General features: G+C 64.7%; 22 protein-coding genes. 6 read left to right on the forward strand and 16 right to left on the reverse strand.

Features of this window, described 5'->3' with window-relative positions; genetic code table 11:
* The first annotated feature begins 132 nt into the window (after positions 1-132).
* Positions 133-336, forward strand: coding sequence for a DUF1289 domain-containing protein (locus DVS29_RS15695; RefSeq protein WP_118181378.1), 204 nt, complete (start codon positions 133-135; stop codon positions 334-336).
* Positions 337-421: 85 nt separating this feature from the next.
* Here DVS29_RS15695 and DVS29_RS15700 read toward each other — a convergent pair whose 3' ends face one another.
* Positions 422-1858 carry an aldehyde dehydrogenase family protein gene (locus tag DVS29_RS15700; RefSeq protein ID WP_118181379.1) on the reverse strand — a complete coding sequence of 479 codons (1437 nt, stop codon included), beginning with the start codon at positions 1856-1858 and terminating at the stop codon, positions 422-424.
* A 272-nt stretch (positions 1859-2130) separates the two neighbouring features.
* On the opposite strand from DVS29_RS15700, the gene DVS29_RS15705 reads away from it, so the two are divergent.
* Positions 2131-2583 (forward strand): DUF3828 domain-containing protein, encoded by a 453-nt coding sequence (locus DVS29_RS15705; RefSeq protein WP_118181380.1) that lies wholly within the window; start codon positions 2131-2133, stop codon positions 2581-2583.
* A gap of 122 nt (positions 2584-2705) precedes the next feature.
* Here DVS29_RS15705 and DVS29_RS15710 read toward each other — a convergent pair whose 3' ends face one another.
* Positions 2706-4298 (reverse strand): ABC-F family ATPase, encoded by a 1593-nt coding sequence (locus DVS29_RS15710; RefSeq protein ID WP_118181381.1) that lies wholly within the window; start codon positions 4296-4298, stop codon positions 2706-2708.
* A gap of 111 nt (positions 4299-4409) precedes the next feature.
* A complete protein-coding gene (locus tag DVS29_RS15715; protein ID WP_118181382.1) occupies positions 4410-5309 on the reverse strand; it encodes an NAD(P)-dependent oxidoreductase in 900 nt (299 codons plus the stop codon).
* A 206-nt stretch (positions 5310-5515) separates the two neighbouring features.
* On the opposite strand from DVS29_RS15715, the gene DVS29_RS15720 reads away from it, so the two are divergent.
* Entirely contained in the window at positions 5516-5725 is a 210-nt protein-coding gene (locus tag DVS29_RS15720) for a dodecin (RefSeq protein WP_118181383.1), read from the forward strand.
* Positions 5726-5850: 125 nt separating this feature from the next.
* Here DVS29_RS15720 and DVS29_RS15725 read toward each other — a convergent pair whose 3' ends face one another.
* From DVS29_RS15725 to DVS29_RS15740, 4 genes are all read right to left on the reverse strand, one after another.
* Positions 5851-6942, reverse strand: a complete 1092-nt coding sequence (locus DVS29_RS15725; RefSeq protein ID WP_118181384.1) for a BMP family ABC transporter substrate-binding protein — start codon at positions 6940-6942, stop codon at positions 5851-5853.
* Between the two features lie 64 nt (positions 6943-7006).
* Entirely contained in the window at positions 7007-7936 is a 930-nt protein-coding gene (locus DVS29_RS15730) for an ABC transporter permease (RefSeq protein WP_118181385.1), read from the reverse strand.
* A gap of 75 nt (positions 7937-8011) precedes the next feature.
* Entirely contained in the window at positions 8012-9115 is a 1104-nt protein-coding gene (locus DVS29_RS15735) for an ABC transporter permease (protein ID WP_118181386.1), read from the reverse strand.
* Between the two features lie 92 nt (positions 9116-9207).
* Positions 9208-10824, reverse strand: a complete 1617-nt coding sequence (locus DVS29_RS15740; protein WP_205962460.1) for an ABC transporter ATP-binding protein — start codon at positions 10822-10824, stop codon at positions 9208-9210.
* Positions 10825-11058: 234 nt separating this feature from the next.
* On the opposite strand from DVS29_RS15740, the gene DVS29_RS15745 reads away from it, so the two are divergent.
* Positions 11059-11991 carry a LysR substrate-binding domain-containing protein gene (locus tag DVS29_RS15745; protein WP_118181387.1) on the forward strand — a complete coding sequence of 311 codons (933 nt, stop codon included), beginning with the start codon at positions 11059-11061 and terminating at the stop codon, positions 11989-11991.
* Positions 11992-12024: 33 nt separating this feature from the next.
* On the opposite strand, the gene DVS29_RS15750 is transcribed toward DVS29_RS15745, so the two are convergent.
* The gene (locus DVS29_RS15750; protein WP_420816113.1) at positions 12025-13443 is read right to left on the reverse strand and encodes an 8-oxoguanine deaminase; all 1419 of its coding nucleotides are present in this window, start codon (positions 13441-13443) and stop codon (positions 12025-12027) included.
* 577 nt (positions 13444-14020) lie between these two features.
* On the opposite strand from DVS29_RS15750, the gene uraH reads away from it, so the two are divergent.
* Entirely contained in the window at positions 14021-14374 is a 354-nt protein-coding gene (uraH, locus tag DVS29_RS15760; RefSeq protein ID WP_118181388.1) for a hydroxyisourate hydrolase, read from the forward strand.
* A gap of 159 nt (positions 14375-14533) precedes the next feature.
* Positions 14534-15727, forward strand: a complete 1194-nt coding sequence (locus DVS29_RS15765) for a urate hydroxylase PuuD (RefSeq protein ID WP_118181389.1) — start codon at positions 14534-14536, stop codon at positions 15725-15727.
* A 109-nt stretch (positions 15728-15836) separates the two neighbouring features.
* Here DVS29_RS15765 and DVS29_RS15770 read toward each other — a convergent pair whose 3' ends face one another.
* From DVS29_RS15770 to DVS29_RS15805, 8 genes are all read right to left on the reverse strand, one after another.
* Positions 15837-16157: a hypothetical protein gene (locus DVS29_RS15770; protein ID WP_118181390.1), complete on the reverse strand. Its 321-nt coding sequence runs from the start codon at positions 16155-16157 to the stop codon at positions 15837-15839.
* Between the two features lie 87 nt (positions 16158-16244).
* Complete coding sequence (locus DVS29_RS15775) at positions 16245-16745, reverse strand: ureidoglycolate lyase (RefSeq protein WP_118181391.1); 501 nt, start codon at positions 16743-16745, stop codon at positions 16245-16247.
* Complete coding sequence (gene alc / locus DVS29_RS15780; protein WP_118181392.1) at positions 16742-17752, reverse strand: allantoicase; 1011 nt, start codon at positions 17750-17752, stop codon at positions 16742-16744. The genes DVS29_RS15775 and alc overlap by 4 nt, the downstream gene beginning before the upstream one ends.
* A gap of 93 nt (positions 17753-17845) precedes the next feature.
* Positions 17846-18367 carry a 2-oxo-4-hydroxy-4-carboxy-5-ureidoimidazoline decarboxylase gene (gene uraD / locus DVS29_RS15785; RefSeq protein WP_118181393.1) on the reverse strand — a complete coding sequence of 174 codons (522 nt, stop codon included), beginning with the start codon at positions 18365-18367 and terminating at the stop codon, positions 17846-17848.
* On the reverse strand, positions 18364-19317 hold the full coding sequence (puuE, locus tag DVS29_RS15790; RefSeq protein WP_118181394.1) for an allantoinase PuuE: 954 nt from the start codon (positions 19315-19317) through the stop codon (positions 18364-18366). Before puuE ends, uraD begins: the two co-directional genes overlap by 4 nt.
* A gap of 180 nt (positions 19318-19497) precedes the next feature.
* Complete coding sequence (locus DVS29_RS15795; RefSeq protein ID WP_118181395.1) at positions 19498-20340, reverse strand: aspartate/glutamate racemase family protein; 843 nt, start codon at positions 20338-20340, stop codon at positions 19498-19500.
* Positions 20341-20384: 44 nt separating this feature from the next.
* Positions 20385-21854, reverse strand: a complete 1470-nt coding sequence (locus DVS29_RS15800; RefSeq protein WP_118181396.1) for an NCS1 family nucleobase:cation symporter-1 — start codon at positions 21852-21854, stop codon at positions 20385-20387.
* A 342-nt stretch (positions 21855-22196) separates the two neighbouring features.
* On the reverse strand, positions 22197-22901 hold the full coding sequence (locus DVS29_RS15805; RefSeq protein ID WP_118181397.1) for a GntR family transcriptional regulator: 705 nt from the start codon (positions 22899-22901) through the stop codon (positions 22197-22199).
* Positions 22902-23182 lie beyond the last annotated feature (281 nt).

Here is a 23182-nt window from a genome sequence, read left to right on the forward strand (position 1 = left end):
CGCTTTACGCGGTTCGAAGCGAGCCTGGAACGTCGCGCGTGACGGACATAAGTCATCGACGACGCCACGGCGGCGCCACGCACCATCGGTTAACATAGCGGGACTTTCACGCGCGACACCCCAAGGTTTTCGATGGCTTCCAATCTGCATGATCTTCCCGACAGTCCGTGCATCGGCGTCTGCTCGACGCTCTTCGACGACATCTGCAAGGGGTGCGGCCGCACGGCCGTGGAAGTGGCGAACTGGGTGTTCATGACCGACGACGAAAAACGCGCGGTCTGGGAGCGCATCCAGCGCGAAGGCACCGCGATGCGCTTCCGCTACGACAAGATCTGAGCCTTTTCCCTCCGGCGAAGCGGGCGCGGTTGATACGGCATCCGATCGATCGTCCGCCGTTCGCGCCCGCGTGCTCGTTCGCGCATCAAGCCGGTTTCGCCACCTTCAGCTGCATCGACTTGTACTCGAGATATTCCTCGAGACCGTACACGCCGTTCTCACGCCCGTTGCCGGACTGCTTGTAGCCGCCGAACGGTGCAGCCATGTTCCAGTTGCCGCCGTTGATGTCCACCTGGCCCGTGCGGATGCGGCGCGCCACGCGCATCGCGCGCTCGTCGCTGCCCGCCCACACCGCGCCGCCGAGGCCATATGGCGAATCGTTGGCGATCCGCACGGCTTCGTCTTCGTCGTCGTAGGTGAGGATCGACAGCACCGGCCCGAAGATCTCTTCCTGCGCAACGGTCGCTTTCGGATGCACACGGCCGAAGACGGTTGGCTTCACGAAGAAGCCCTTGCCAAGGCCTTCGGGCCTGCCGGTGCCGCCCGTCACGAGTTCCGCGCCCTCCTCGATGCCCTTCGCGATGTACTGCTGCACCCGCTGCTGCTGTGCGGCTGAGGCGAGCGCGCCCAGGCGCGTGGTCTCGTTGCGCGGGTCGCCCGGCGCGTACGTTTCGGCGACCTTCTTCGTGAGATCGCGCGCTTCGTCGTAGCGCGCCGCGGGCACCAGCATGCGGGTGTGCGCGGAGCAGGTCTGGCCCGCGTTCGCGAAGCACGCGCCGACCGTGCCCTTCACCGCGGCCGCAAAATCCGCGTCGTCGAGAATCACCGACGCCGACTTGCCGCCCAGTTCCAGCGCCACGCGCTTGACCGATGCGGCCGCGAGTTCGGCGACGCGCTTGCCGGCGCGCGTCGAGCCCGTGAACGACACCATATCGACCGACGGATGGCTCGCGAGCACTTCGCCCACCACCGGCCCATAGCCGCTCACGAGGTTGAACACGCCCGCCGGCAGACCGGCGTCGTGAATCGCCTCGGCGAGCACGAACGCATCGAGCGGCGCGACTTCCGACGGCTTCAGCACGACCGTGCAGCCGGCGGCCAGCGCAGGCGCGACCTTCAGCGTGATCTGGTTCAGCGGGTAGTTCCACGGCGTGATTGCGGCGACCACGCCTACGGGCTCACGCACGACGAGCGAGTTGCCGACCTCCTGCTCGAACTCGAACGAAGCGGCTAGCTTCGCGTACGCCCCCCAGTTGTAGACGGGGCTGCCCACCTGGATCATACGTGCCAGCTTGATCGGCATGCCGACTTCACCGCAGATGATCGCCGCGAGTTCGTCGGTGCGCGCCTTCAGGTTGTCCGCGACCTTCTGCAGCAGCGCAGCACGCTCGGCGGCGGGCGTGGCGGCCCAGCCGTCGAAGGCGGCGCGCGCCGCGTCGATCGCAAGTTCGGCGTCGGCTGCGTTGCCTTCCGGAACGCGGCCCATCACTTCTTCGGAGCCGGAGTCGATCACGTCGATCGAGCCGGTACCGCATGGCTTGATCCACTGGCCGTTGATGTAGAGCTTGTCGAAGGTGTGCATGGCGGGGGCTCCTGTCTCCTGGTGTGTCGTCGGGGTTATTTTAAGTCGATGAGGATGGGGACGGTGCGCGGGCGACGGTGCGACGCCGTGCTCTGCCAACTAGAGGATTTTTAATAACTGACAGTTATAGCGAATAATCGAAGCACCGCTTTAACGATTTTCGATGCTCCTCAAACAGTTACCACCCCAATAGGCCGCGATTTCATGCTAGCGTACGCGGTCCGTATTAACCCCGCATACACGGTCTTCCGCCATAACTGAAGAGGTGAATAGTGAAGCGTCTGCTAATGTTGGGGATTGCGGCAATAGCGCTGGTGTTTGGGACATTCCAGCCACAATCCGTATCTGCTTCAGAGGCCACGCCTGAAGCAAGCGTTAGCGCATTTTATGCGTGGCTCATCAAGAACGATTCGGACAAGTCATACCCGCTCAACAAGCCGGATATCGAGAAATACGTCGCGCCGGGAACCGTTAGCCGGTTAAAAAGCGAATACGCGCACGGCGGTCCGCCCAATGGCGTGGATTATTTTCTGAAGGTTCAAGACTACGACCCGAGCGACTGGCTCGCCCACATCGCCACCCACCACGCGATCGCGCTCAACGGCGTGACGGTCGTGCCTGTCACGTTCGGTTCCAAAGAGAAGGTGGACGTGCTGGTGTTTCTCAAGAAAGTGTCGGGCAACTGGGAAATCACCAAGGTGGACGACACCTGGGAGTACAAGTAACGCGAAGCGTCGGCTTTCGGTAGGCCGCCCGCGCCAGGCACGTCGGGCGGCTATGGCAGAGGCCACGCAAGCCATTGTCCCAACGGGACAATGGCCTCAGATAGACAGGCGTTGAAAGCCGCTTACTGCACGCCCTGCGTCAGCAGGAAATCCTCGTAATTCCCACCGAAGTCGTACAGCGTGCCGTCGGTCTTCACTTCGATGATCCGATTAGCCAGCCCGCTCACGAACTCGCGGTCGTGCGACACGAAAATCAGCGTGCCGTCGTACTTTTCGAGCGCGATCTGCAGCGATTCGATCGACTCCATGTCCATGTGGTTGGTCGGCTCGTCCATCAGCAGCACGTTGTGGCGACCGAGCATCAGCTTGCCCCAGATCATGCGGCCCTTCTCACCGCCCGACAGCACCTTCACAGACTTGCGGATGTCGTCCGCGTTAAACAGCAGCCGGCCGAGCGTGCCGCGCACCATCTGCTCGTCGTCGCCTTCCTTGCGGTAGTGGTCGATCCAGTCCATCAGCGTGACGTCGCTCGGGAATTCCTCGTAGGTATCCTGCGGCATGTAGCCGACGTTCGCGTTCTCGGCCCACTTGATGGTGCCGTGTTCGAGCTTGAGGTTGCCGTACAGCGAGCGCAGCAGCGTAGTCTTGCCCGCGCCGTTCTCGCCGATGATCGCGATGCGCTCGCCCGGCTGCACGCTGATGCTGAAGTTGTTGAAGATCGTGCGTTCGTACTTCTTCGAGATCGAATCGGCGACCACTGCGATGTTGTGCAGTTTCTTCTCGTACTCGAAGCGGATGAACGGGTTCTGCCGCGACGACGGCTTGAATTCCTCGATCTTGATCTTGTCGATCATCTTCAGGCGGCTGGTGGCCTGACGCGCCTTCGACTTGTTCGCCGAGAAGCGGCGCACGAAGTCCTGCAGGTCGGCCACGCGCTCCTTCGCCTTCTGGTTCGCGGCCTGCTGACGCTCGCGCGCCTGCGTGCTGGCCAGCATGTAGTCGTCGTAGTTGCCCGGCCACACCTTCAGCGTGCCGTAGTCCATGTCCGCCATGTGCGTGCAGACCTGGTTCAGGAAGTGCCGGTCGTGCGAGATGATGATCATCGTCGAGTCGTACTGGTTCAGCACGTCTTCGAGCCAGCGGATCGAGTTGATGTCGAGGTTGTTGGTCGGTTCGTCGAGCAGCAGCACGTCCGGCTTCGAGAACAGCGCCTGCGCGAGCAGCACGCGCAGTTTCCAGCCCGGCGCCACCGCGCTCATCGGGCCGTTGTGCAGGTCCAGCGCGATGCCGATGCCGAGCAGCAGTTCGCCCGCGCGCGCTTCGGCGGTGTAGCCGCCGTATTCCGCGAACTTCGCTTCGAGCTCGGCGGCGTGCATGTAATCGTCATCCGTCGCGTCCGGGTTCGCGTAGATCGCGTCGCGCTCGTTCATCGCGGCCCACATCTCGGTGTGGCCCATCATCACGACGTCGAGCACGCGCACGTCTTCGAACGCGAACTGGTCCTGGCGCAGCTTGCCGAGGCGGATGTTCGGCTCGAGCATCACGTTGCCCGCGCTCGACTCCAGATCGCCGCCCAGGATCTTCATGAACGTGGATTTACCGCAACCGTTCGCGCCAATCAGGCCATAGCGGTTGCCTTCCCCGAACTTGACGGAAATGTTTTCGAAGAGGGGCTTTGGCCCGAATTGCATGGTGATATTGGCGGTAGACAGCACGGCGCGTCCCTTTGAATGATGGATCGGCGAAAAACCCGTAATTTTAGCAGATCGCTATGTCCTCTGCGGGGCGGGGCTGCCGGGCCGACCAGCGTGCTGCCACCGGCGGGGTCAATAAGTCCGCTGCGGCTGCAGCACGTCGATGAACGCCGACAGATCCGCCTCCGCCAGCCCCATCGCGGCGCCGAGCCGCAGCACCTGCTGCACCGTGCTGCTGACCGGCATCGGCGCGCCGGTCTCGGCGGCGGCCGCGGCGATCGTGTCCACGTCCTTCTGGAACGTGCGCAGCGCGCCGATCGGCTTCATCGCCGGCTGTGTCATCCGGGGCACGAACGTCTGCAGCAGCACCGAGTCGGCCCAGCCGCCCGCGAGCGCCTCGGTCAACAGCGACGGATCGATGCCGCTGCGGTCCGCGAGCGTGACCGCCTCGGCGATCGCCGCGACCGTCGCCGTGACGATCGCCTGGTTGCACAGCTTGGTGGTCTGACCGCTACCGACGGCACCCATATGCGTGATTCGCGCGGCGTACGCGTCGATCGCGGGCGTGACCGCGGCGACGTCTTCCGCCGTGCCGCCCGCCATCACCGCGAGCGTGCCGGCCTGCGCGCCGCCGACGCCGCCCGACACCGGCGCATCCACCCAGCCGACGCCGGCCGCGGCCGCGCGCTTCGCGAGCGCGCGCGTCGCGGATGGCGGGATGCTGGAGTGATCGACGATGCGGCGCAGTTTCCGCGCCGGGCCGCCCGCTGCGTTCTCCGCGCCATCCGCGAGCAAACCCTGCGCGCCGAACACGACCGCTTCGACGGCCGCCGCATCGGCGACGCATAGCAACACGATCTCCGCGCGCGCCGCCAGTTCGGCCGGCGTATTGGCCACCCGCGCGCCGTCAGCTTCGAGCGCCTCCGCCTTGTCGCGCGTCCGGTTCCACACCTGCACGCTGTGTCCCGCGCGCAGCAGATGCCGGATCATCGCCGCACCCATCAATCCCGGACCGCAAAATCCCAGTTCCATCGCCACCCTCGCCTCGGTTCGTCACGCGATTTCGTCACGCAAACCCGTGCGGCGGTATCCGCCGCCGCATCACGCGCGCATGATACCGGTAGCGCCATCGCGCGGCATGCCGGGAATGCGATGTGCGTCGTCGAAAGACGCTGCGGCGCATCATCTGCCCGGCACACGCGCCGCCTCCCAACCCGTCGTCAACACAGGAGCCGAACATGAGCGACCACGTCTACAAACAGATCGAACTCACCGGGTCGTCGACCACGTCGAGCGATGACGCCGTGCGTACCGCGATCGCGAAAGCGTCGAAAACGCTGCGCAATCTGCACTGGTTCCAGGTGACCGAGACGCGCGGCCACATCGAGAACGACAAGGTCGTCCACTGGCAGGTCACGCTCAAGGTCGGGCTGCGGATCGACGACTGATTTCGCCGCGGACTTCGCTCGATCACCACCAGTTCTCGGGCCATAAAAAAGCTGCACCTACAGCATGCGGGTGCAGCCTTTCCATTCGATGACAGCGGCGGCGCTCTGGCTGCGCCGCTGGTGCGTCACTTCGGCAGCGAGCCGTCCACGCCTTCCACGTACCAGTTGAGGCGCTGCAGGTCCGCATCGCCGAGCGACTTGCCGGCCGGCACCTTGACGGCGCCCGACTGGTCCTTGATCGGGCCCGTGAACACGTCCCACTTGCCGCTCGCGATCTGCTCGCGCTTCGCGTCGACATCCTTCATCCCGTTCGCCGGAATCACCGAGGTGTTCAGGTCTTCCAGGTTGACCGCTTTCTGCGGGATGCCCCACCACACCGGATCGTTCTTCCACTTGCCGTCCAGCACCTGCTGGATCGCGGCCGAGTAGTAGACGCCCCAGTGGCCGACCACCGAGCCGAGGTGCGCGTCAGGACCGAACTTCTTCATGTCCGAGTCCCAGCCGAACGCGTGCACGTGCTTCTCCGATGCGGTAGCGAGCGTCGCCGACGAATCGGTGTTCTGCAGCAGCACGTCCGCGCCCTGGCCGATCAGCGTCTCCGCTGCCTGCTTCTCCTTGCCCGGATCGAACCAGCTGTTGATCCAGATCACTTTCGTGTGGACCTTCGGGTTCACCGAACGCGCGCCGAGCGTGTACGCGTTGATGTTGCGGATCACTTCCGGAATCGGCACCGACGCGACGAAGCCGAGCGTGTTGGTCTTCGTCACGTAGCCAGCCGCGACGCCCGCGAGGTACGCGCCCTGGTACATGCGCACGTCGTAGGTGCCGAAGTTCGGTGCCTTCTTGTAGCCCGTCGCGTGCAGGAAAACCGTGTCCGGGAAGTCCTTCGCGACCTTCAGTTCGAAGTCCTGGTAACCGAAGCTGGTGCCGATGATGATCTTGTTGCCCTTGCTCGCGAGATCGCGGAACACGCGCTCCGAGTCGGCCGATTCCGGCACGTTCTCGACGCGCGTCACCTTGATCTTGCTGCCGAACTTCGCTTCGGCTTCCTTCGAACCGGCGTCGTGCGCGAAGGTCCAGCCCGCGTCGCCCGGATTGCCGAGGTAGACGAACGCGACGCCCGGCGCGTCGGCGGCGTTCGCCGGTTGCGCGAGCGAGCCGGCGGCGCCGGCGATCGCAGCGGCCATCGCGAGTCCGGTCAGCAGTTTTCTTTGCATCGTTTTCTCCTGTCGTGTGATTGCGTTTTCAAAGCGTTGGTCTGGAAATGCATTTTGTGAAGTCTCAGCCTGCCGCGAAAAACGGCTTGCCGAGCGAAGCCGGCGCGTTCAGGCGGATCGTGTTCGGATTGCGCGAGATCAGCACCAGCACGACCACCGTCGCGACGTACGGCAGCATCGCGAGGAACTGGGTCGGCACCGGCACACCGATCGCCTGCGCGTAGAACTGCAGCCCCATCACCGCGCCGAACAGCAGCGCGCCGACGAGCAGCCGCCCGGGCCGCCAGGTCGCGAACACGACGAGCGCGAGCGCGATCCAGCCGCGGCCCGAAATCAGGTTCTCCTGCCACAGGTGCAGATAGACGATCGAGTAGTAGCCGCCCGCGATGCCCGACATCGCGCCGCCGAACAGCGTCGCGCCGTAGCGCACGCCGATCACCGGAAAGCCCACCGAGTGCGCGACCTGCGGCGATTCGCCGACCGAGCGCAGCACGAGCCCCGCGCGCGTGCGGTACAGGAACCACGCCACCACCGCGAACATCGCGAACGCGAGATAGCCGAGCGGCGTCAGGCTGAAAAACGACGGGCCAATCACCGGGATCGACGCGAGGCCGGGGATGGGCAGCGCATCGATCGTCGCGCGCACGGCGGCCGACGTGTACGGCTTGCCGACATACGCCGAGAGCCCCACGCCGAAGATCGTCAGCGACAGGCCGGTTGCGACCTGGTTGGCCATCATCGTCAGCACGAGGAACGCGAACAGCAAGGCCATCGCGATGCCGGCAAACGCCGATGCAACGACGCCGAGCCAAGGGCTGCCGCTGATCGCCGTCACCGCGTAGCCGGTGACGGCGCCCATCAGCATCATCCCTTCAACTCCGAGGTTGAGCACGCCCGACTTCTCCGTGACAAGCTCGCCGACGCCGGCGAACATCAGCGGAATCGCGGCGACGACGGCGCTCGACGTGAGCGTGGTGGCGGTCTGAATATCCATGTGTTTCGTTCTGTCGAGGTCAGACGGTGATTCGGTGTACTTGCGATGCGCAGCGGTCACGCGTCGCGGTTGCGTTCAATGGCCCACCGCGATCGCGCGGCGGCGCACCCGGTAGTTGACGAACAGGTCCGCGCCGAGCAGGCAGAACAGCAGCAGGCCCTGGAACACGCCCGATAGCGCCTGCGGCAGCTGCATCGAGGTCTGCACCGCTTCGCCGCCCAGGTACAGCAGCGCCATCAGCAGGCTCGCGAGCACGATGCCGACCGGATGCAGCCGCCCGACGAACACGACGATGATCGCGGTGAAGCCGTAACCCGGCGACCACGTAGCCTGCAGCTGGCCGATCGGACCGGCGATCTCGCCCATCCCCGCCAGGCCCGCGAGACCGCCGCTGATCAGCAGCGACATCCACACCGTCTTGCGATCGGAGAAGCCCGCGTAGCGCGCGGCGAGCGGCGCGAGACCACCGACGTTCATCCGGAAGCCCGCGAAGCTCTTGCGCATGAAGAACCACACGCACGGAATCGCGACGAGCGTGATGAAGATCGAAGCGTTCAGACGCGTACCGCGCAGCAGTTTCCAGCGCCAGTCGCCGCCGAAGGTCGGATACAGCGCGTCGCCGCTGAACATCTCCGAGAGCGGGAAGTTCATTCCCTGCGGATCGCGCCACGGGCCGCTGACGAGCCAGATCAGGAGCTGCGTCGCGACGTAGGTGAGCATCAGGCTCGTGAGGATTTCGTTGGTGTTGAAGCGCGTTTTCAGGAACGCGGGAATCGCGGCCCACAGCATGCCGCCGAGCGCGCCCGCGATCATCATCGTGAAGAGGATCCACCCACCGCTCGCCTGATCGAAGTGGATCGCGACGCCGCTCGCCGCGATGCCGCCGAGCAGCATCTGCCCTTCGGCGCCGATGTTCCAGACGTTCGCGCGATAGCCGATCGCGAGCCCCAGGCCGATCAGGCACAGCGGCGACGCCTTCAGCAGCAGTTCGGACCAGCCGTTCATGCTGGACAGCGGTTCGATGAAGAACGCGGTCATCGCCTGCACGGGATCGCGGCCGACGAGGCCGAAGATCGCGAAGCCGATCGCGAGCGTGAGGAGCGCGGCGATCAGCGGCACAGCGAGCTGCATCGTGCGGGATGGCGAAGTGCGCGCTTCGAGTCGGTACGGAAGCATCATGCGTAGCGTGTGAGTGGGTGTAAGTGGTGCTTCGTTGTTCGGGTATCGGCGTGCGTGCGCCGATGGTGCTGCGTTCAGACTCAAACTCAGACTCAGACGTGCGCGGGCGCTTCCTCCGCGGGCGGCGCGGCGCGCTCGCCGAACAGGCCCGCCATCCAGCGGCCGATCTCTTCGGCATTGGTCGCGCCCGTCGCGCGCACGGGCGACAGTCTGCCGCGCGCGAGCACTGCGAGTCGATCGCAGATGTCGAAGAGTTCCTCGAGCTCCTCGGAGATCACGAGGATCGCGACGCCGCGCGCCGACAGGTCGAGCAGCTGCTGACGGATGAACGCCGCCGCGCCGACGTCGACGCCCCACGTGGGCTGCGCGACCACCAGCACCTGCGGCGCCTGCAGAATCTCGCGGCCCACGATGTACTTCTGCAGGTTGCCGCCCGACAGACTCTGCGCGAGCGCTTCGGTGCCGCCGCAACGCACGTCGAACGACTCGATGCAGCGCGCGGCGAACGCGCGCATCGCGCGTGCGTTGATCCAGCCGCCCTTCACCATCTTCTGCCCGCGATGCGCGGTAAGCAGCCCGTTTTCGGCAAGCGACATCGCCGGCACCGCACCGCGGCCCAGACGCTCTTCCGGCACGAACGCGAAGCCGAGCGCACGGCGCGCGCCGGCGTTGAGCTTGCCCGCGGCCTTGCCGCAGATCGAGATGGCGTCGTGCTGCGCGATGCGGCGCTCGCCAGACAACGCCGCGAGCAGCTCCGCCTGGCCGTTGCCCGACACGCCCGCGATGCCGAAGATCTCGCCGGCATGCACCGAGAACGACACGTCGTCGAGCGAGGTGCCGAACGGGTCTTCGCTCGCGACGCTCAGATGCTGCACGTCGAGCCGGATTTCGCCCGGCGTATGCGCGCGGCGCTCGTAGTCCGGCAGCGAATGGCCGACCATCAGTTGCGCGAGCGACGCATGCGTCTCTTCGCGCGGAATCACGCGGCCCGTTAGGCGGCCGCCGCGCATCACGGTCGCGACGTCGCACAGTTCCTGGATCTCGTCGAGCTTGTGGCTGATGTAGAGAATGCTGCAACCTTCGGACGCGAGACGCCTCAATGTCGTGAACAGCTTGCGCACCGCCTGCGGCGTCAGCACCGAGGTCGGCTCGTCCATGATCAGCAGACGCGGGTTCTGCAGCAGGCAGCGCACGATTTCCACCCGCTGCCGCTCGCCGACCGTGAGACTGTGCACGTGCCGCTGCGGATCGATGTCGAGCCCGTAGTCCGCCGATACTTCGCGGATACGCTTGCCGAGCGTCTTCAGGTCGAAGGGTTCGTCGAGCGCGAGCGCGATGTTTTCGGCAACCGTCAGCGTCTCGAACAGCGAGAAATGCTGGAACACCATGCCGACGCCGAGCCGCCGCGCGGCCGCCGGATTCGCGATCTCCACGACTTCGCCTTCCCAGCGGATCTCGCCCGCATCCGGACGCACGGCGCCGTAGATGATTTTCATCAGCGTGCTCTTGCCGGCGCCGTTCTCGCCGAGCACCGCGTGAATCTCGCCGGGCGCGACGACGAGACTGACGTCGTCGTTCGCACGTACCGACGGGTACTGCTTCGTGATGCCGGCCAGCGCGAGGCGCGGCACGTTGCCCGCCGCGCCGCCTGTTGCCGATGCAGCGCCCGATGCCATAGCGTTGCCGCTGTTGGTGGATGAATCGCCCATGTCTTTTCGATGTTCGCTATGACTGCCCGCGCCTGCCGGTCCCTTCGCAAGCGCGGGGTGCCGGGTGACAATACCGAATCCGCTGCGCCCCGTCGAGTTGCCAAAAATCCCCGCTAAGCCCCGCCACACCTTGCTTTGCGGGTAAGCCACTCTTGACGGCGCCCCGTCTTCATATTAAAAACCATATACCCCAGAGACCGCTCGATCAGCCAAACCATATAATTCGGAGAAGTCATGAGTCAGCAACGCGAGGCGATCGACACCTACCTCTTGCGCGTCCTTCACACCTTGTTGATGGAGCGCAGCGTCACCCGCGCCGCGGTGAAGCTCAACCAGTCGCAACCCGCGATCAGCGCCGCGCTGCGCCGCCTGCGCGACATCACCGGCGACCCGCTGCTGGTGCGCGGCAAGTCCGGCATGGTGCCCACCGAATACGGACTGCGCCTCCTCGAGCCGGTGCAGAACGCGCTGCGTGAAATCGAGCGCATCCGCTTCCAGCAGCACAACTTCGATCCGGCCACATCGATCCGCTGCTACCGGATCGGCTGCCCCGATTACCTCAACGTGCTGTTCGTGCCGACCGTCGTCGAACGCTTCCGGCAGGCCGCGCCGAACGCGACGCTCGAATTCCACTCGCTCGGCCCCGCGTTCGACTACGAGCTCGCGCTCGAGGACGGCAAGCTCGACATCGTGGTCGGCAACTGGCCGGAGCCGCCCGAGCAGCTGCACCTGTCGAACCTGTTCGTCGACCAGATCGTCTGCCTGATGAGCAACACGCATCCGTTCGCGAAGCGCGGCGGCCTGACGCTCGACCAGTACCTGAACGCGCCGCATCTCGCGCCCACGCCGTACTCGGTCGGCCAGCGCGGCGCGATCGACGTGCATCTCGCGCGCGAACGGCTGAAGCGCCACGTGGTCGTCACGCTGCCGTACTTCAATCTCGCGCCGTACGTGCTGATCAAGTCCGACCTGATCTTCACGACCACGCGCCTGTTCGCCGACCATTACGCGAAGTTCCTGCCGCTCACCGTCGTGCCGGCGCCGCTCGACTTCCCGCCGATGCAGTACTACCAGCTGTGGCATGAGCGCTGTCACTATTCGGACGAAGTACGTTGGCTGAGGAGCCTCGTCGCCGAAGCGACGAGGACCCTGATCGATAAGCCTTGATGCTGTGTTGCTGTTGCGTTCGCGTTTGTGGCGCTACCGTGCCGCTTCCACCAGTTGCCTCGCAAGCCGGTTGTGCCGCTCGATCACGGGACCGAGTTCGAGCGTGCTCAGCACGCCGTCCTTGACCACGACCTTGCCGCCGATCACGCTCGTCGACACCTGCGACGGCGCGCAGAATACCAGCGCCGCAACCGGGTCGTGCAATGCGCCCGCGAACAGCGGCTGGCGCAGGTCGAACGATACGAAATCCGCGGCCATGCCCGGCGCCAGCGCGCCGATGTCGTCGCGGTTCAGCACCTTCGCGCCGCCGAGCGTCGCGATTTCGAGCGCCTCGCGCGCGGTCATCGCATCCGGCCCGAATCCGACCCGCTGCAACAGCAATGCCTGACGCACTTCCGCGACCATCTGCGCGCCGTCGTTGGACGCCGAACCATCGACGCCGAGCCCGACCGGCACGCCCGCCGCGCGCATCTTCTTCACCGGCGCGATGCCCGACGCGAGCCGCATGTTCGAGCACGGGCAATGCGCGACGCCGGTGCCGGTGCGCGCGAACAGCGCGATGCCCGCCTCGTCGAGCTGCACACAGTGCGCGTGCCACACGTCGTGCCCAACCCAGCCGAGATCTTCCGCATATTCGGCGGGCGTCATGCCGAACTTCTCGCGGCTGTACGCAATGTCGTTCACGTTCTCCGCGAGATGCGTATGCAGCGACACGCCATACTGCCGCGCGAGCGCCGCCGAATCGCGCATCAGGCCCTGGCTCACCGAAAACGGCGAACACGGCGCGACGACGACGCGCAGCATCGCGTAGCGGCCATCGTCGTGGTACGTCTCGATCAGGCGCTGCGTATCGTTCAGGACGTCCGCTTCGCGCTCGACGACGCTGTCCGGCGGCAGACCGCCGTCTTTCTGTCCGACGCTCATGCTGCCGCGGCTCGCATGGAAGCGCATGCCGATCTGACGCGCCGCGCGGATGCTGTCGTCGAGCCGGCTGCCGTTCGGGTAGATGTACAGATGGTCGCTCGACGTGGTGCAGCCGGACAGCAGCAGCTCCGCCATCGCGGTAAGCGTCGACACCTCGATCATCTCGGGCGTCAGATGCGCCCAGACCTTGTACAGATTCGTCAGCCAGCCGAACAGCTCGGCGTCCTGCGCGGCGGGCACCGCCCGCGTCAGGCTCTGATACATGTGGTGATGCGTGTTCACGAGGCCCGGAATCACCAGATGGCCGCGTAGGTCGAGGATTTCGTCTGCCGTATCGGGCAGCTCCGCCGTCGGGCCGACCGCGACGATCCGGTTGTCCTCGATGAAGAGGCCCGCGTCGCGCAGTTCGCGCCGGGCGCCATCCATCGTCACGAGCGCGTCCGCGTGGCGGACCAGCATCGTCCTGCCGGGCTGCTTGCCGGGCTGGCTCGGTAGGCCCGCGCCGTCATTCATGGGTGTGTGCAGCATCGTCATTCGTCACTCCGCTCCAAGTCTGCCTGCGTGCAGCGTTTCCGTGCTGATATGCAAGCCTTGTAAAGCCAATCCGAACGCGATGCAGGCAGCGCGCCTGACCAACCGCGCCGCCGCGTCCCGTTCGGACGCCGTTGGCCCGGTTACCCAGCGCACGGCGCCGTCTTCGGGACGCGCAGCCGCGCTGCGCATGGACGTAACCTTCAGGGGCCAAAAATGCGCTGGCAATTCACCCCCGTGCGATACCGGGGTTCACGCGCACCATATAACGGCTATTTTTGGCGCCGGTAGCATCGGGACGCGGCGCTCGGCCTGATGCACTGCACGATCGTGCAGTCTGCATGCGCTGCGGTGGTGACGGGCGCTCATGTGCGCGGCATTATCTTTCCTATCGCTCGCGTTGCGCGGGCCCCATCGTTCTTACAATCACTCCCACGGCGCTCTCTTCGATCCGCCGACGGGTATGTAGCCACTGACGTGGAGCCTCGATCCGCCGCCAACGCAAAGCAACATGCGTGATCGGATCGGACCGCCGCCGAAACCTCGCAAACCTCGCATACAAGGAACACTGCGAATGGGCAAGCTCACTACCCACGTGCTCGACACCGCGAACGGCCGTCCCGGCGCGGGCATCAAGGTCGAACTCTTCGCGCTCGTCGGCGACACGCGCCGCGCGCTGAAAACCACCACCACCAACGACGACGGACGCTGCAACGAGCCGCTGCTCGAAGGCGCCGCGCTCGTCGCGGGCGAATACGAACTCGTGTTCCATGCGGGCGACTACTTCGCCGCCGCCGGCGCGAAGGTACCGGAGCCGCGCTTCGTCGATCGCGTCGTGCTGCGCTTCGGCATCGCCGACGCCAGCTCGCACTATCACGTGCCGCTACTCGTGTCGCCGTGGTCGTACAGCACCTATCGCGGCAGCTGAGTTCCGCACATAACGCAGCCTTAGCGAACCGGACACCCCGGCTGGCGCATGCGACGAACGCCGCTTTTTGCAGGTGAATCGCGCAGCCCATCCCCGCAGTCAGCACAGCGACCCCGAACGAACGTCGCGCGCCCCAACGAATGAGAAGTGGAGGAGTACATGGAAGGCTTTATCACCGACTGGCTGAACCTGGCGCTTCGCTGGTTTCACGTCATCGCCGCGATCGCGTGGATTGGCGAATCGTTTTACTTCGTCGCGCTGGACAACAGCCTGAAACCGCCGACGGACGCGAACCAGCGCCGCCGCGGCGTGTTCGGCGAACTGTGGCACGTGCACGGCGGCGGCTTCTACAACATGCAGAAGTACACCGTCGCGCCGCCCGAGATGCCGGACGACCTGCACTGGTCGAAGTGGCCGTCGTACACGACGTGGCTCTCCGGCTTCAGCCTCTTCACCGTGCTGTACCTGTACTCGCCCGAGACCTACCTGATCGATAAGAACGTGCTCGACATGGGCCCGGTCGTCGCGATCTTCTCGGCGCTCGGTTTCCTGATGGCCGGCTGGATCGTGTACGACTCGCTGTGCCGCGTGCTCGGCAACAAGGACAAGCTGCTGGGCGTGTGCGTCGGCTTCTATGTGCTGATCGCGGCGTACCTCGCGTGCCATATCTTCGCGGGCCGCGCGGCGTACCTGATCATGGGAGCGATGCTGGCCACGATCATGTCGGCGAACGTGTTCTTCGTGATAATTCCGGGCCAGCGCAAAATGGTCGATGCGATGCTCAAGGGCGACACGCCGAACCCGATCTACGGCAAGCGCGGCAAGCAGCGCTCGGTGCACAACACGTATTTCACGCTGCCGGTGGTGTTCGCGATGCTGTCGAACCACTATGCGATGACGTACACGCATCCGTACAACTGGGCGGTGCTCGCGATCATCATGTTCGCTGGCGCGCTGATCCGCCAGTTCTTCGTGATGCGTCACCGCGGTCAGGTGCTGTGGTACCTGCCGGTGGCCGGCGTCGCGCTGATGGCGGGCGCACTGGCCTGGACGCTGCCGCATCCGGTCGTGCCGCAGGCCGAGGCCGCGAACGCGCCGAAGCTGAAGCTTGCCGACATCCAGCCGATCCTGACGCAGCGCTGCGCCGCGTGCCACTCCGCGCATCCAACGCTGATGGGCAGCGCGCCGGCCGGCGTGCTGATGGATACGCCGGACGAGATCTCGCAGAACGCGCAGCGGATCTACCAGCAGGCGGTGTCGCTGAAGGCCATGCCGCTTGGCAACGTCACGCATATGACCGACGACGAGCGGCAGAAGATTGCCGCGTGGTTTGAAGGTGGGGCGGTGAAGTGATTTTTGCTGCGGCGATTGCTGCTGGCGATTGAACGAAATCGCTGCGGTTGCAGGTTGTGGGTTGTAGAACGCGGGCTCTTCGAGGTAGTGAAGAGCCCGTTTTGTTTTTCTAGTTGCTGTTGTTGGTCAGCGCGTCGCGCCTTCGGTTCGCCCTACGCCGGCGGAGCATTTTCGTTGCGAACCAGAGCGCGGCTCCCACGGACATCCAGCTGGCGACTGTGATCGTTAGCAGTCCCGATGTGGTGATGTTTTCCGGATCCCTGATGTCCTCGTTCCCGGTTCTGTCCAGCGTGAAGCGAATCGCTTCGCACATCCAGTCCGGCATCTCGGGAATGCAATCGGCGATCAGGTGTGAAAGCAGGAATCCGCCGAAGTAGGTCGTGGCGATGAAGAAAAGTACGCGGATAAAGGTCAGTAGTCTTCGTTTCATCGTCCCGAATCAGAATAAAAAAACGCCGGTCCTTTCGAACCGGCGTATCACCCAACTACTCAATACGACCTACGTGGATGCAGCGAATCAGACGGGCTGCGACTCCGTGAGCCACAGCGATTCCTTCAGATCCTGCTCGTTCAGATTCAACCCATCGCCGCCACGATCGACGACGATGAAATCGGTCACTTCGCCGAGCGCCAGCAGCGGATGGTGCCACACGCCCTTCGCGTAGTTGACGCCCTGCCAGCCGCTCGTGACGAACGCGCGGATCTTCGATTCGTCGAGCTCGCCCGCCGGCGCGACGACGACCAGATACGGCTTGTCGTTGAGCGGCACGAACGCCTGCGAACCGAGCGGATGGCGCTCGAGCATCTTCACCTCGAACGGCAGCGAACGCGGTTCGCCACGGAACAGGTTGACGAGCGGACGGCCGCTTTCATCGGCAATATCTATTTTCGCGAGATCGTGAAAGCGGATCGTCGTGCCGAGATTGATCGGAATCTGTTTCGCGCCTTCGAGTTCGATCACGTCGCCGAACGGGGCGAACGCCTGCTTCGTCAGCGCTTCGACGCGCAGTTTTTTCATGCCAGTGTGCCCCACAGACGCAGCCGCGACACGCCGCCGTCTGGAATGATGTTCAGACGCACATGCGTGACCGGCCCGATCGACGCGATCTCGCTCTCGAAGAAATGCTGCTTGTCCATCTGCAGCTTCTGCTCGCCGAGCAGCACGGGCCAGAACATGGCCTGCGTGATCAGCGAGCTGTCGGTGCCACCCGTCACGTGCGCGGCCTGGATCGACGCGCGGTCCGGATAGTTGCCCTTGAAGTGCGCGGTATCGATTTCGATCTTCTTGATGATACCGGGCTGCGCGAGCGCGATGATCGCCCAGTCGTTACCCGGCTCGCGGCGGCGGCGCGTTTCCCAGCCATCGCCCATGTTCACGCCGCGGCCCGGCATCAGGATGTTCGACGCGCTGCCGAAGTGCTGGTTGTTCGCCGCGACCAGGTATGCGCCATTTTCCATCGCGGCGAGATCAAAGGTCTGGTTGCGGTCCGCACCCTGCCAGTCCACCTGCGGCTGGCCGTACACGCGCAGACGCGCGAGGCCGCCGTCCGGATAGAGGTTCACGCGCAGATGCGTGAACGCGCCCGTCGCCGTCACGTCGACATAGTGGTGGCTGTTGCCTTGCAGCGTGGTCGACGGAATGATCTCGGTCCATTGTGTGGTCTGGGTCGGCGCGCCGTCAGCGACATACGCGGCTTCGACCGACGCCGCCGGCGGAAAATTGCCGGTGAAGTGGCTCGTATCGAGATCGATGCCCTTGATCACGCCCGGCCGCGCGAGCTTCACGATGCACCAGTCGTAGCCGGACACGCGCTTGCGGCGCGTCTCCCAGCCGTCCATCCACTTGCCGTGATCGTCGTACTTGCCGGGAATGAACACGGCAGGCTCCGGATTCAGCATGCGCTCCTTCGGCGCGAAGAAGTCATCGCTGGCCTCGAGCGCCTCCGCGCCCAGGCGCGGGTCCGCCAGGTTCACATAGCGGCGCGTGAAATCCGGTGCGTTGGGGTCGAGAGTCGGGAGTGCCATCGTTGTCTTCCTTCGTGTCTGGTTTAAAACTACTGTTAGCGCTAAAAATGCTTCGGCCTACTCTGGATACGAGCGCCGCCGGAACGCAACGCGTCATGCGTCGATCAGATCGTCGAGCCGGAAACGCGCGATGCGATAGATCATGTCGAGGCTCGTGCGCAGTTCCTGTTCGCGATCGTGGTTCACGCGCGATTCGAAGTTCGCGATAATGCCGTGACGGTCGTAACCACGCACCGCGAGAATGAACGGAAAGCCGAACTTCGCGCGATACTCGGTGTTCAGGCGTTGCAGCTTGTCGAACTCTTCCTGCGTGCATTGCGCGAGGCCCGCGCCGCTCTGCTCGCGCGTCGATTCCTCGGTCAGTTCGCCGCGCACGGCGGCCTTGCCGGCCAGCTCCGGGTGGGCGTTGATCAGCGCGAGCCGCTTCGTGTCGCCCGCCGTCTCCACCGCGTTCGACATCGTGCGATGCAGTTCGTCGATGCTCGCGAACGGGCGCTTTGCGGCCGCCACTTCGGCCACCCACGGCGAATGCTCGAAAATGCCCGACAACGCCGCGACGAACGCGTCGGCCGAAATCGTGTTCAGTTGCTCGAGTGTGTAGTGCATTGCCTTCATGCGGCCGCCCCGCGGTTGTCCTGTGATTGGTACGGATGGTGTTCGCGCCAGTGCCGCGCGATGTCCACGCGCCGCGTGACCCACACGCGGTCGTGCTGTTCGATGTGATCGAGGAAGCGCTGCAAACCGCGGAAGCGGCCCGGACGCCCGAGCAACCGGCAGTGCATGCCGATCGACAGCATCTTCGGTGCTTCGTCGCCTTCCGCGTAGAGCACGTCGAACGCGTCGCGCAGGTAGTGGAAGAAGTGGTCCGCGGTGTTGAAGCCTTGCGGGCTCGCGAAGCGCATGTCGTTCGTATCGAGCGTGTACGGCACGATCAGCTGCGGCGTCTTCGCGCCATTCGACGTTTCGACGTCCATCCAGAACGGCAGATCGTCGCCGTAGTAATCGGAGTCGTACAGGAAGCCGCCGTATTCGGCGACGAGCCGATGCGTGTTCGGGCTGTCGCGGCCGGTGTACCAGCCGAGCGGACGCTCGCCCGTTACACGTTCGATGGCCTGCATGCCGAGGCGCATATGCTCGGCTTCTTCTTCCGGCGACGTGTTCTGGTAGTGAATCCAGCGGTAAGCGTGGCACGCGATTTCGTGCCCCAGTTCGACGAACGCGCGGGCCACTTCCGGATGCCGTTCGATCGCCATGCCGACGCCGAACACCGTGAGCGGCAGCCCGCGCTTCTCGAATTCGCGCAGGATGCGCCACACGCCCGCGCGCGAGCCGTATTCGTAGATCGACTCCATGCTCATATGGCGCGCCGGATACGCGGCGGCGCCAATGATCTCCGACAGGAACTGCTCGGAGCCCTGATCGCCGTGCAGCACGCAGTTCTCGCCGCCTTCTTCGTAATTGAGCACGAACTGCACCGCCACCTTCGCCTTACCGGGCCAGTTCGCCTGCACCGGGTGGCGGCCGTAGCCGATCAGATCGCGGGGATAGTTCGAGTCGAATGACATGATGAGTGGACGATGCAGTGAAGTTCCTGATGGCCGTGCCGGGAGCAACGATGCGCGCGGCGAGCGCCGCGCGACACGGTCTGAAGCCGATGTCTGCGGACGCCGGGCGAGTTACCGGGATGCAGACCAGTGTAGCGAAAACACCCCGGCACGCCCATATTTACGGGCAGATAGTACGAGTCACGCTGAATGTATGTGCCCCACCACGTCGGGCTTCGCGGTGCTCGCGTTTACCCGCACATCGTGCGTTGCGGGTGCTGCTGCCGCCCCGCCGCGCGCCAGCAGCGCGTCCGACGGACTGAAGCGCTCCAGCGCGCCGTCGTAACGCTTCGCGAGCGGCCGCGCATAGTCGCCGCGCTTGGCCGTGGAAAGCCGCAGCGCGACGAGCGCCTCGGTCCATTTGACGGCAGCCGTCACACCTTCGATCACCGGCGCGCCAAGCGCATCCTCGATCTCGGCGCACAGTTCCGCCATCCCCGCGCAACCGAGCACGATCGCATCCGAACCGTCCTCGTCGAGCGCGCGGCGGCATTCGTCGAGGATGATGCGCCGCGCCGCCGAACCCGGCTGATCGAGATCGAGCACCGCAACATCCGTTGCACGCACGTTGCGACAGAAGCGCTTCATGCCGTAGCGCTCCGCCAGATGCCACGCCATCCCGCAGGTGCGTGCAAGCGTCGTCACCACCGAAAAACCCGGCGCGAGCACGCTCGCCGCGTGCATCGCCGCTTCCGCGATGCCGATCACCGGGCCGCGCGCCAGTTCGCGTGCCGCATAGAGGCCGGGATCGCCGAAGCAGGCGATCACGTAGCCGTCGCAACCGTCGCGCTCGCCCGCCGCGACTTCCGCGAGCAGACCGGGCGTGGCGAGCGCTTCGTCGTAGTAGCCCTCGATCGACGGCGGCCCCATCGTCGGCGTCGCGGCGATCAACTCGGTGCCGGGCGCGACGACTTCCCGCGCGCAACGCGCCATCGCGTCGGTCATCCGCTGCGTCGTGTTGGGGTTGATGAGCTTGATGCGCATGTCTCCTCCTGAATTGCTTGCTGCGAGTGCGGTGGTGCCGTGCGTTACTTCACGAGCAACCGGTAGAACAGGGCGCCGAGCCCCGCGCCGACGAACCACGAGAAGTTCGCGAAGCCGCCGAGCGACGGAATCATCACGCACAGGATCGCGATCAGCGCAGCCGGCAGCAGTGCGAACACCGCGCGGTAGTTGACGCCATTGCGATACCAGTATGTGCCCGTCTCGGCCACCGAGTACAGATCGTCGAGCACGATCTTGCGGCGCTTCACGAGATAGAAGTCGACGAGCAGGATGCCGTAGAGCGGCCCGATGAAGCTGCCGAGCACGTCGAGCGTGTAGTGGATCACGGCGGGGTTGTTGAACAGGTTCCACGGCGTGATGAACACCGACGCCACCGCGGCCAGCATGCCGCCCGCGCGCCAGCTGATGAGACGCGGCGCGACGTTCGAGAAGTCGAAGGCCGGCGACACGAAGTTCGCGACGATGTTGATGCCGATGGTGGCGATCGTGAAGGTCAGCGCGCCGAGAATCACCGCGGTCGGCATGTCGATGCGACCCACCGTGTCCACCGGATCGGTAATCAGTTGTCCGAAAACCGGCAGCGTCGCGGACGTCGTGATCACCGTCACCAGCGAAAACGCGAGGAAGTTGACCGGCAGTCCCCAGAAGTTGCCGCGCTGCACGCTGCGAAAGCTCTTGCCGTAGCGCGAGAAGTCGCCGAAATTCAGCATCGGTCCGGAGAAGTACGAGACCACCAGAGACACCGCCGTGATCATCACCGGCACCACCTCCATGCCGTGATACTTCACGGCGCCGAGGTTCAGGCTGATGTTCTGCCAGCCCGCGCGATACACCATGTAACCCGCGAGCAGGAACATCACCACGTACACGGCCGGGCCGGCGAAGTCGATGAACTTCTTGATCGTCTCCATGCCGTTCCAGAACACCAGCGCCTGCAGCACCCACAGCGTCATGAAGCCGATCCAGCCCATCGTCGAGAGGCCGAGCAGCCCGTGCCGGTGCACGTCCGCATAAGGCGCCCACTGCGGGAAGAACTTGAGCACGACGATCACGAGCGCGCTGGACGCCAGGAAGGTCTGGATGCCGTACCACGCCACCGCGATCAGCCCGCGAATGACGGCCGGCACGTTCGCGCCGAGCACGCCGAACGTTGCGCGGCACGCCACCGGGTACGGGATGCCGTTCTGCTGGCTGGGCCGCGCGATCAGATTGCACAGCACGTTGACGATCGTGATGCCGACGAGCAGCGCGATCAGCACCTGCCAGCTCGTCAGGCCGAGCGCGAACAGGCTGCCGGCGAATACGTAGCCGCCCACGCTGTGCACGTCCGACATCCAGAACGCGAAGATGTTGTACGCACCCCAGGTCTGCGCACGCAGCGGCGCGAGGTCTTCGTTGTAGAGCCGTTCGCTGTAGCCGGCCGGCAGATGCGGCCCCTCGCTTTCATACGATGAAACCGCGGAACTGCCCTGTGTTGCGCTGAACTGAGCCATCACACTCCTCCGTTGATTGGGCTTGAAAACTGAAAAGCACCTTCGTTCTCTGCGCGCTTCATCACACCGGCATGCATTCGACACCCCATTATTTAGGTATCCGATACATTACCAATGTGGATCATCCTGCAGAGGACGCCGCGGTCATCTCCGTACTAAGTACTTGTCTTTATCGCCCCGGCGAGCCGCGAACCCGGCCGGAACGTATGCGCGCTACGTCGGCGCGGCCTGAAGGCCGCCCGGCGAGTCGGATCCGGCGGTCAGTGAGCCGGACGCGACGCAGCGCGGATTCTGTTCGGAAGCACGGAGCGTGGTGCGCTCCGGGATACCAGGCAGCCCTGTTCAGGCGCCTCGGTTGCCTCCAAATACTTCGTGCAGATCGGCGCCGCCCCGGGCGGGCCGGTCGAGCATCTTCAGCTCGACACTCTGCAGATGGCGCGCCATCAGCGCACCTGCTTCCTTTGCGTCGCCGGCATCGAGCGCGGCGATGATCGCCTCGTGGTCGTCGAACGAACACGGACTGCGGCCGAGCGACTCGTACAGCGCCGAGATCAGCGTGGACCGCGCGACGAGCCCGCTCAGGCATTCGCACAGTACCGAATTGCCGGTCAGCTTCGCCAGTTCGGTATGGAACTCGCCCGACAGGCGGATCCACGCCGGAAAGTCGTGCGACTCGAACGCCTTGCGTTCACGCGCAATCATCCCGCCGATGTTCTTCAGGCGCCGCAAGCCGTGCCCGGCGCAGATCCGCTCGACCACCGCAAGCTCGATGATCCTGCGCATCTCGAACACTTCATGCACTTCCTGCAGCGACGGACTCGCGACGAACGCACCGCGGTTCGGTTCGAGGTCAACGAGACGGTCTGTCGCCAGCTGCGCCAACGCGAGACGGATAGGACCGCGCTTGACGCCAAATACTTCGCACAACTGCGCTTCGGTTAACTTCGCCCCGGGTGCGAGCCGGTGTTCGAGGATCGCGGCGCGGATGCGCTCTGCGATCGCTTCGGGTTTCGTGCCGTTCGCCTGGGCGGAAGTGGTGTCGGACATGATGTAGCCGTCGTTATGGTTCGTATCTTAGATTGGACACAAAGATTGTCAACAATATTTGCGGGCTATTTACGCTATGGAGAGTCGTGACTTTTTAGTGCGTAATCCCGGCGGCCTTCTGGGCTTGATTTTGCTATGGTCTGGCGGCCACCGGAGCACGAAACTGGCTCAAGCCACGCCCAATATTGTTGACAATCTTCACGATAACGGTGCGCGATGCCACTTGCTGGGGCGCCACAGCATTGACCGTTAGTTGCGACAACATCGCCAGAAAAGGCGGA

The sequence above is a fragment of the Paraburkholderia phosphatilytica genome (assembly GCF_003443895.1).
Lineage (GTDB): Bacteria > Pseudomonadota > Gammaproteobacteria > Burkholderiales > Burkholderiaceae > Paraburkholderia > Paraburkholderia phosphatilytica.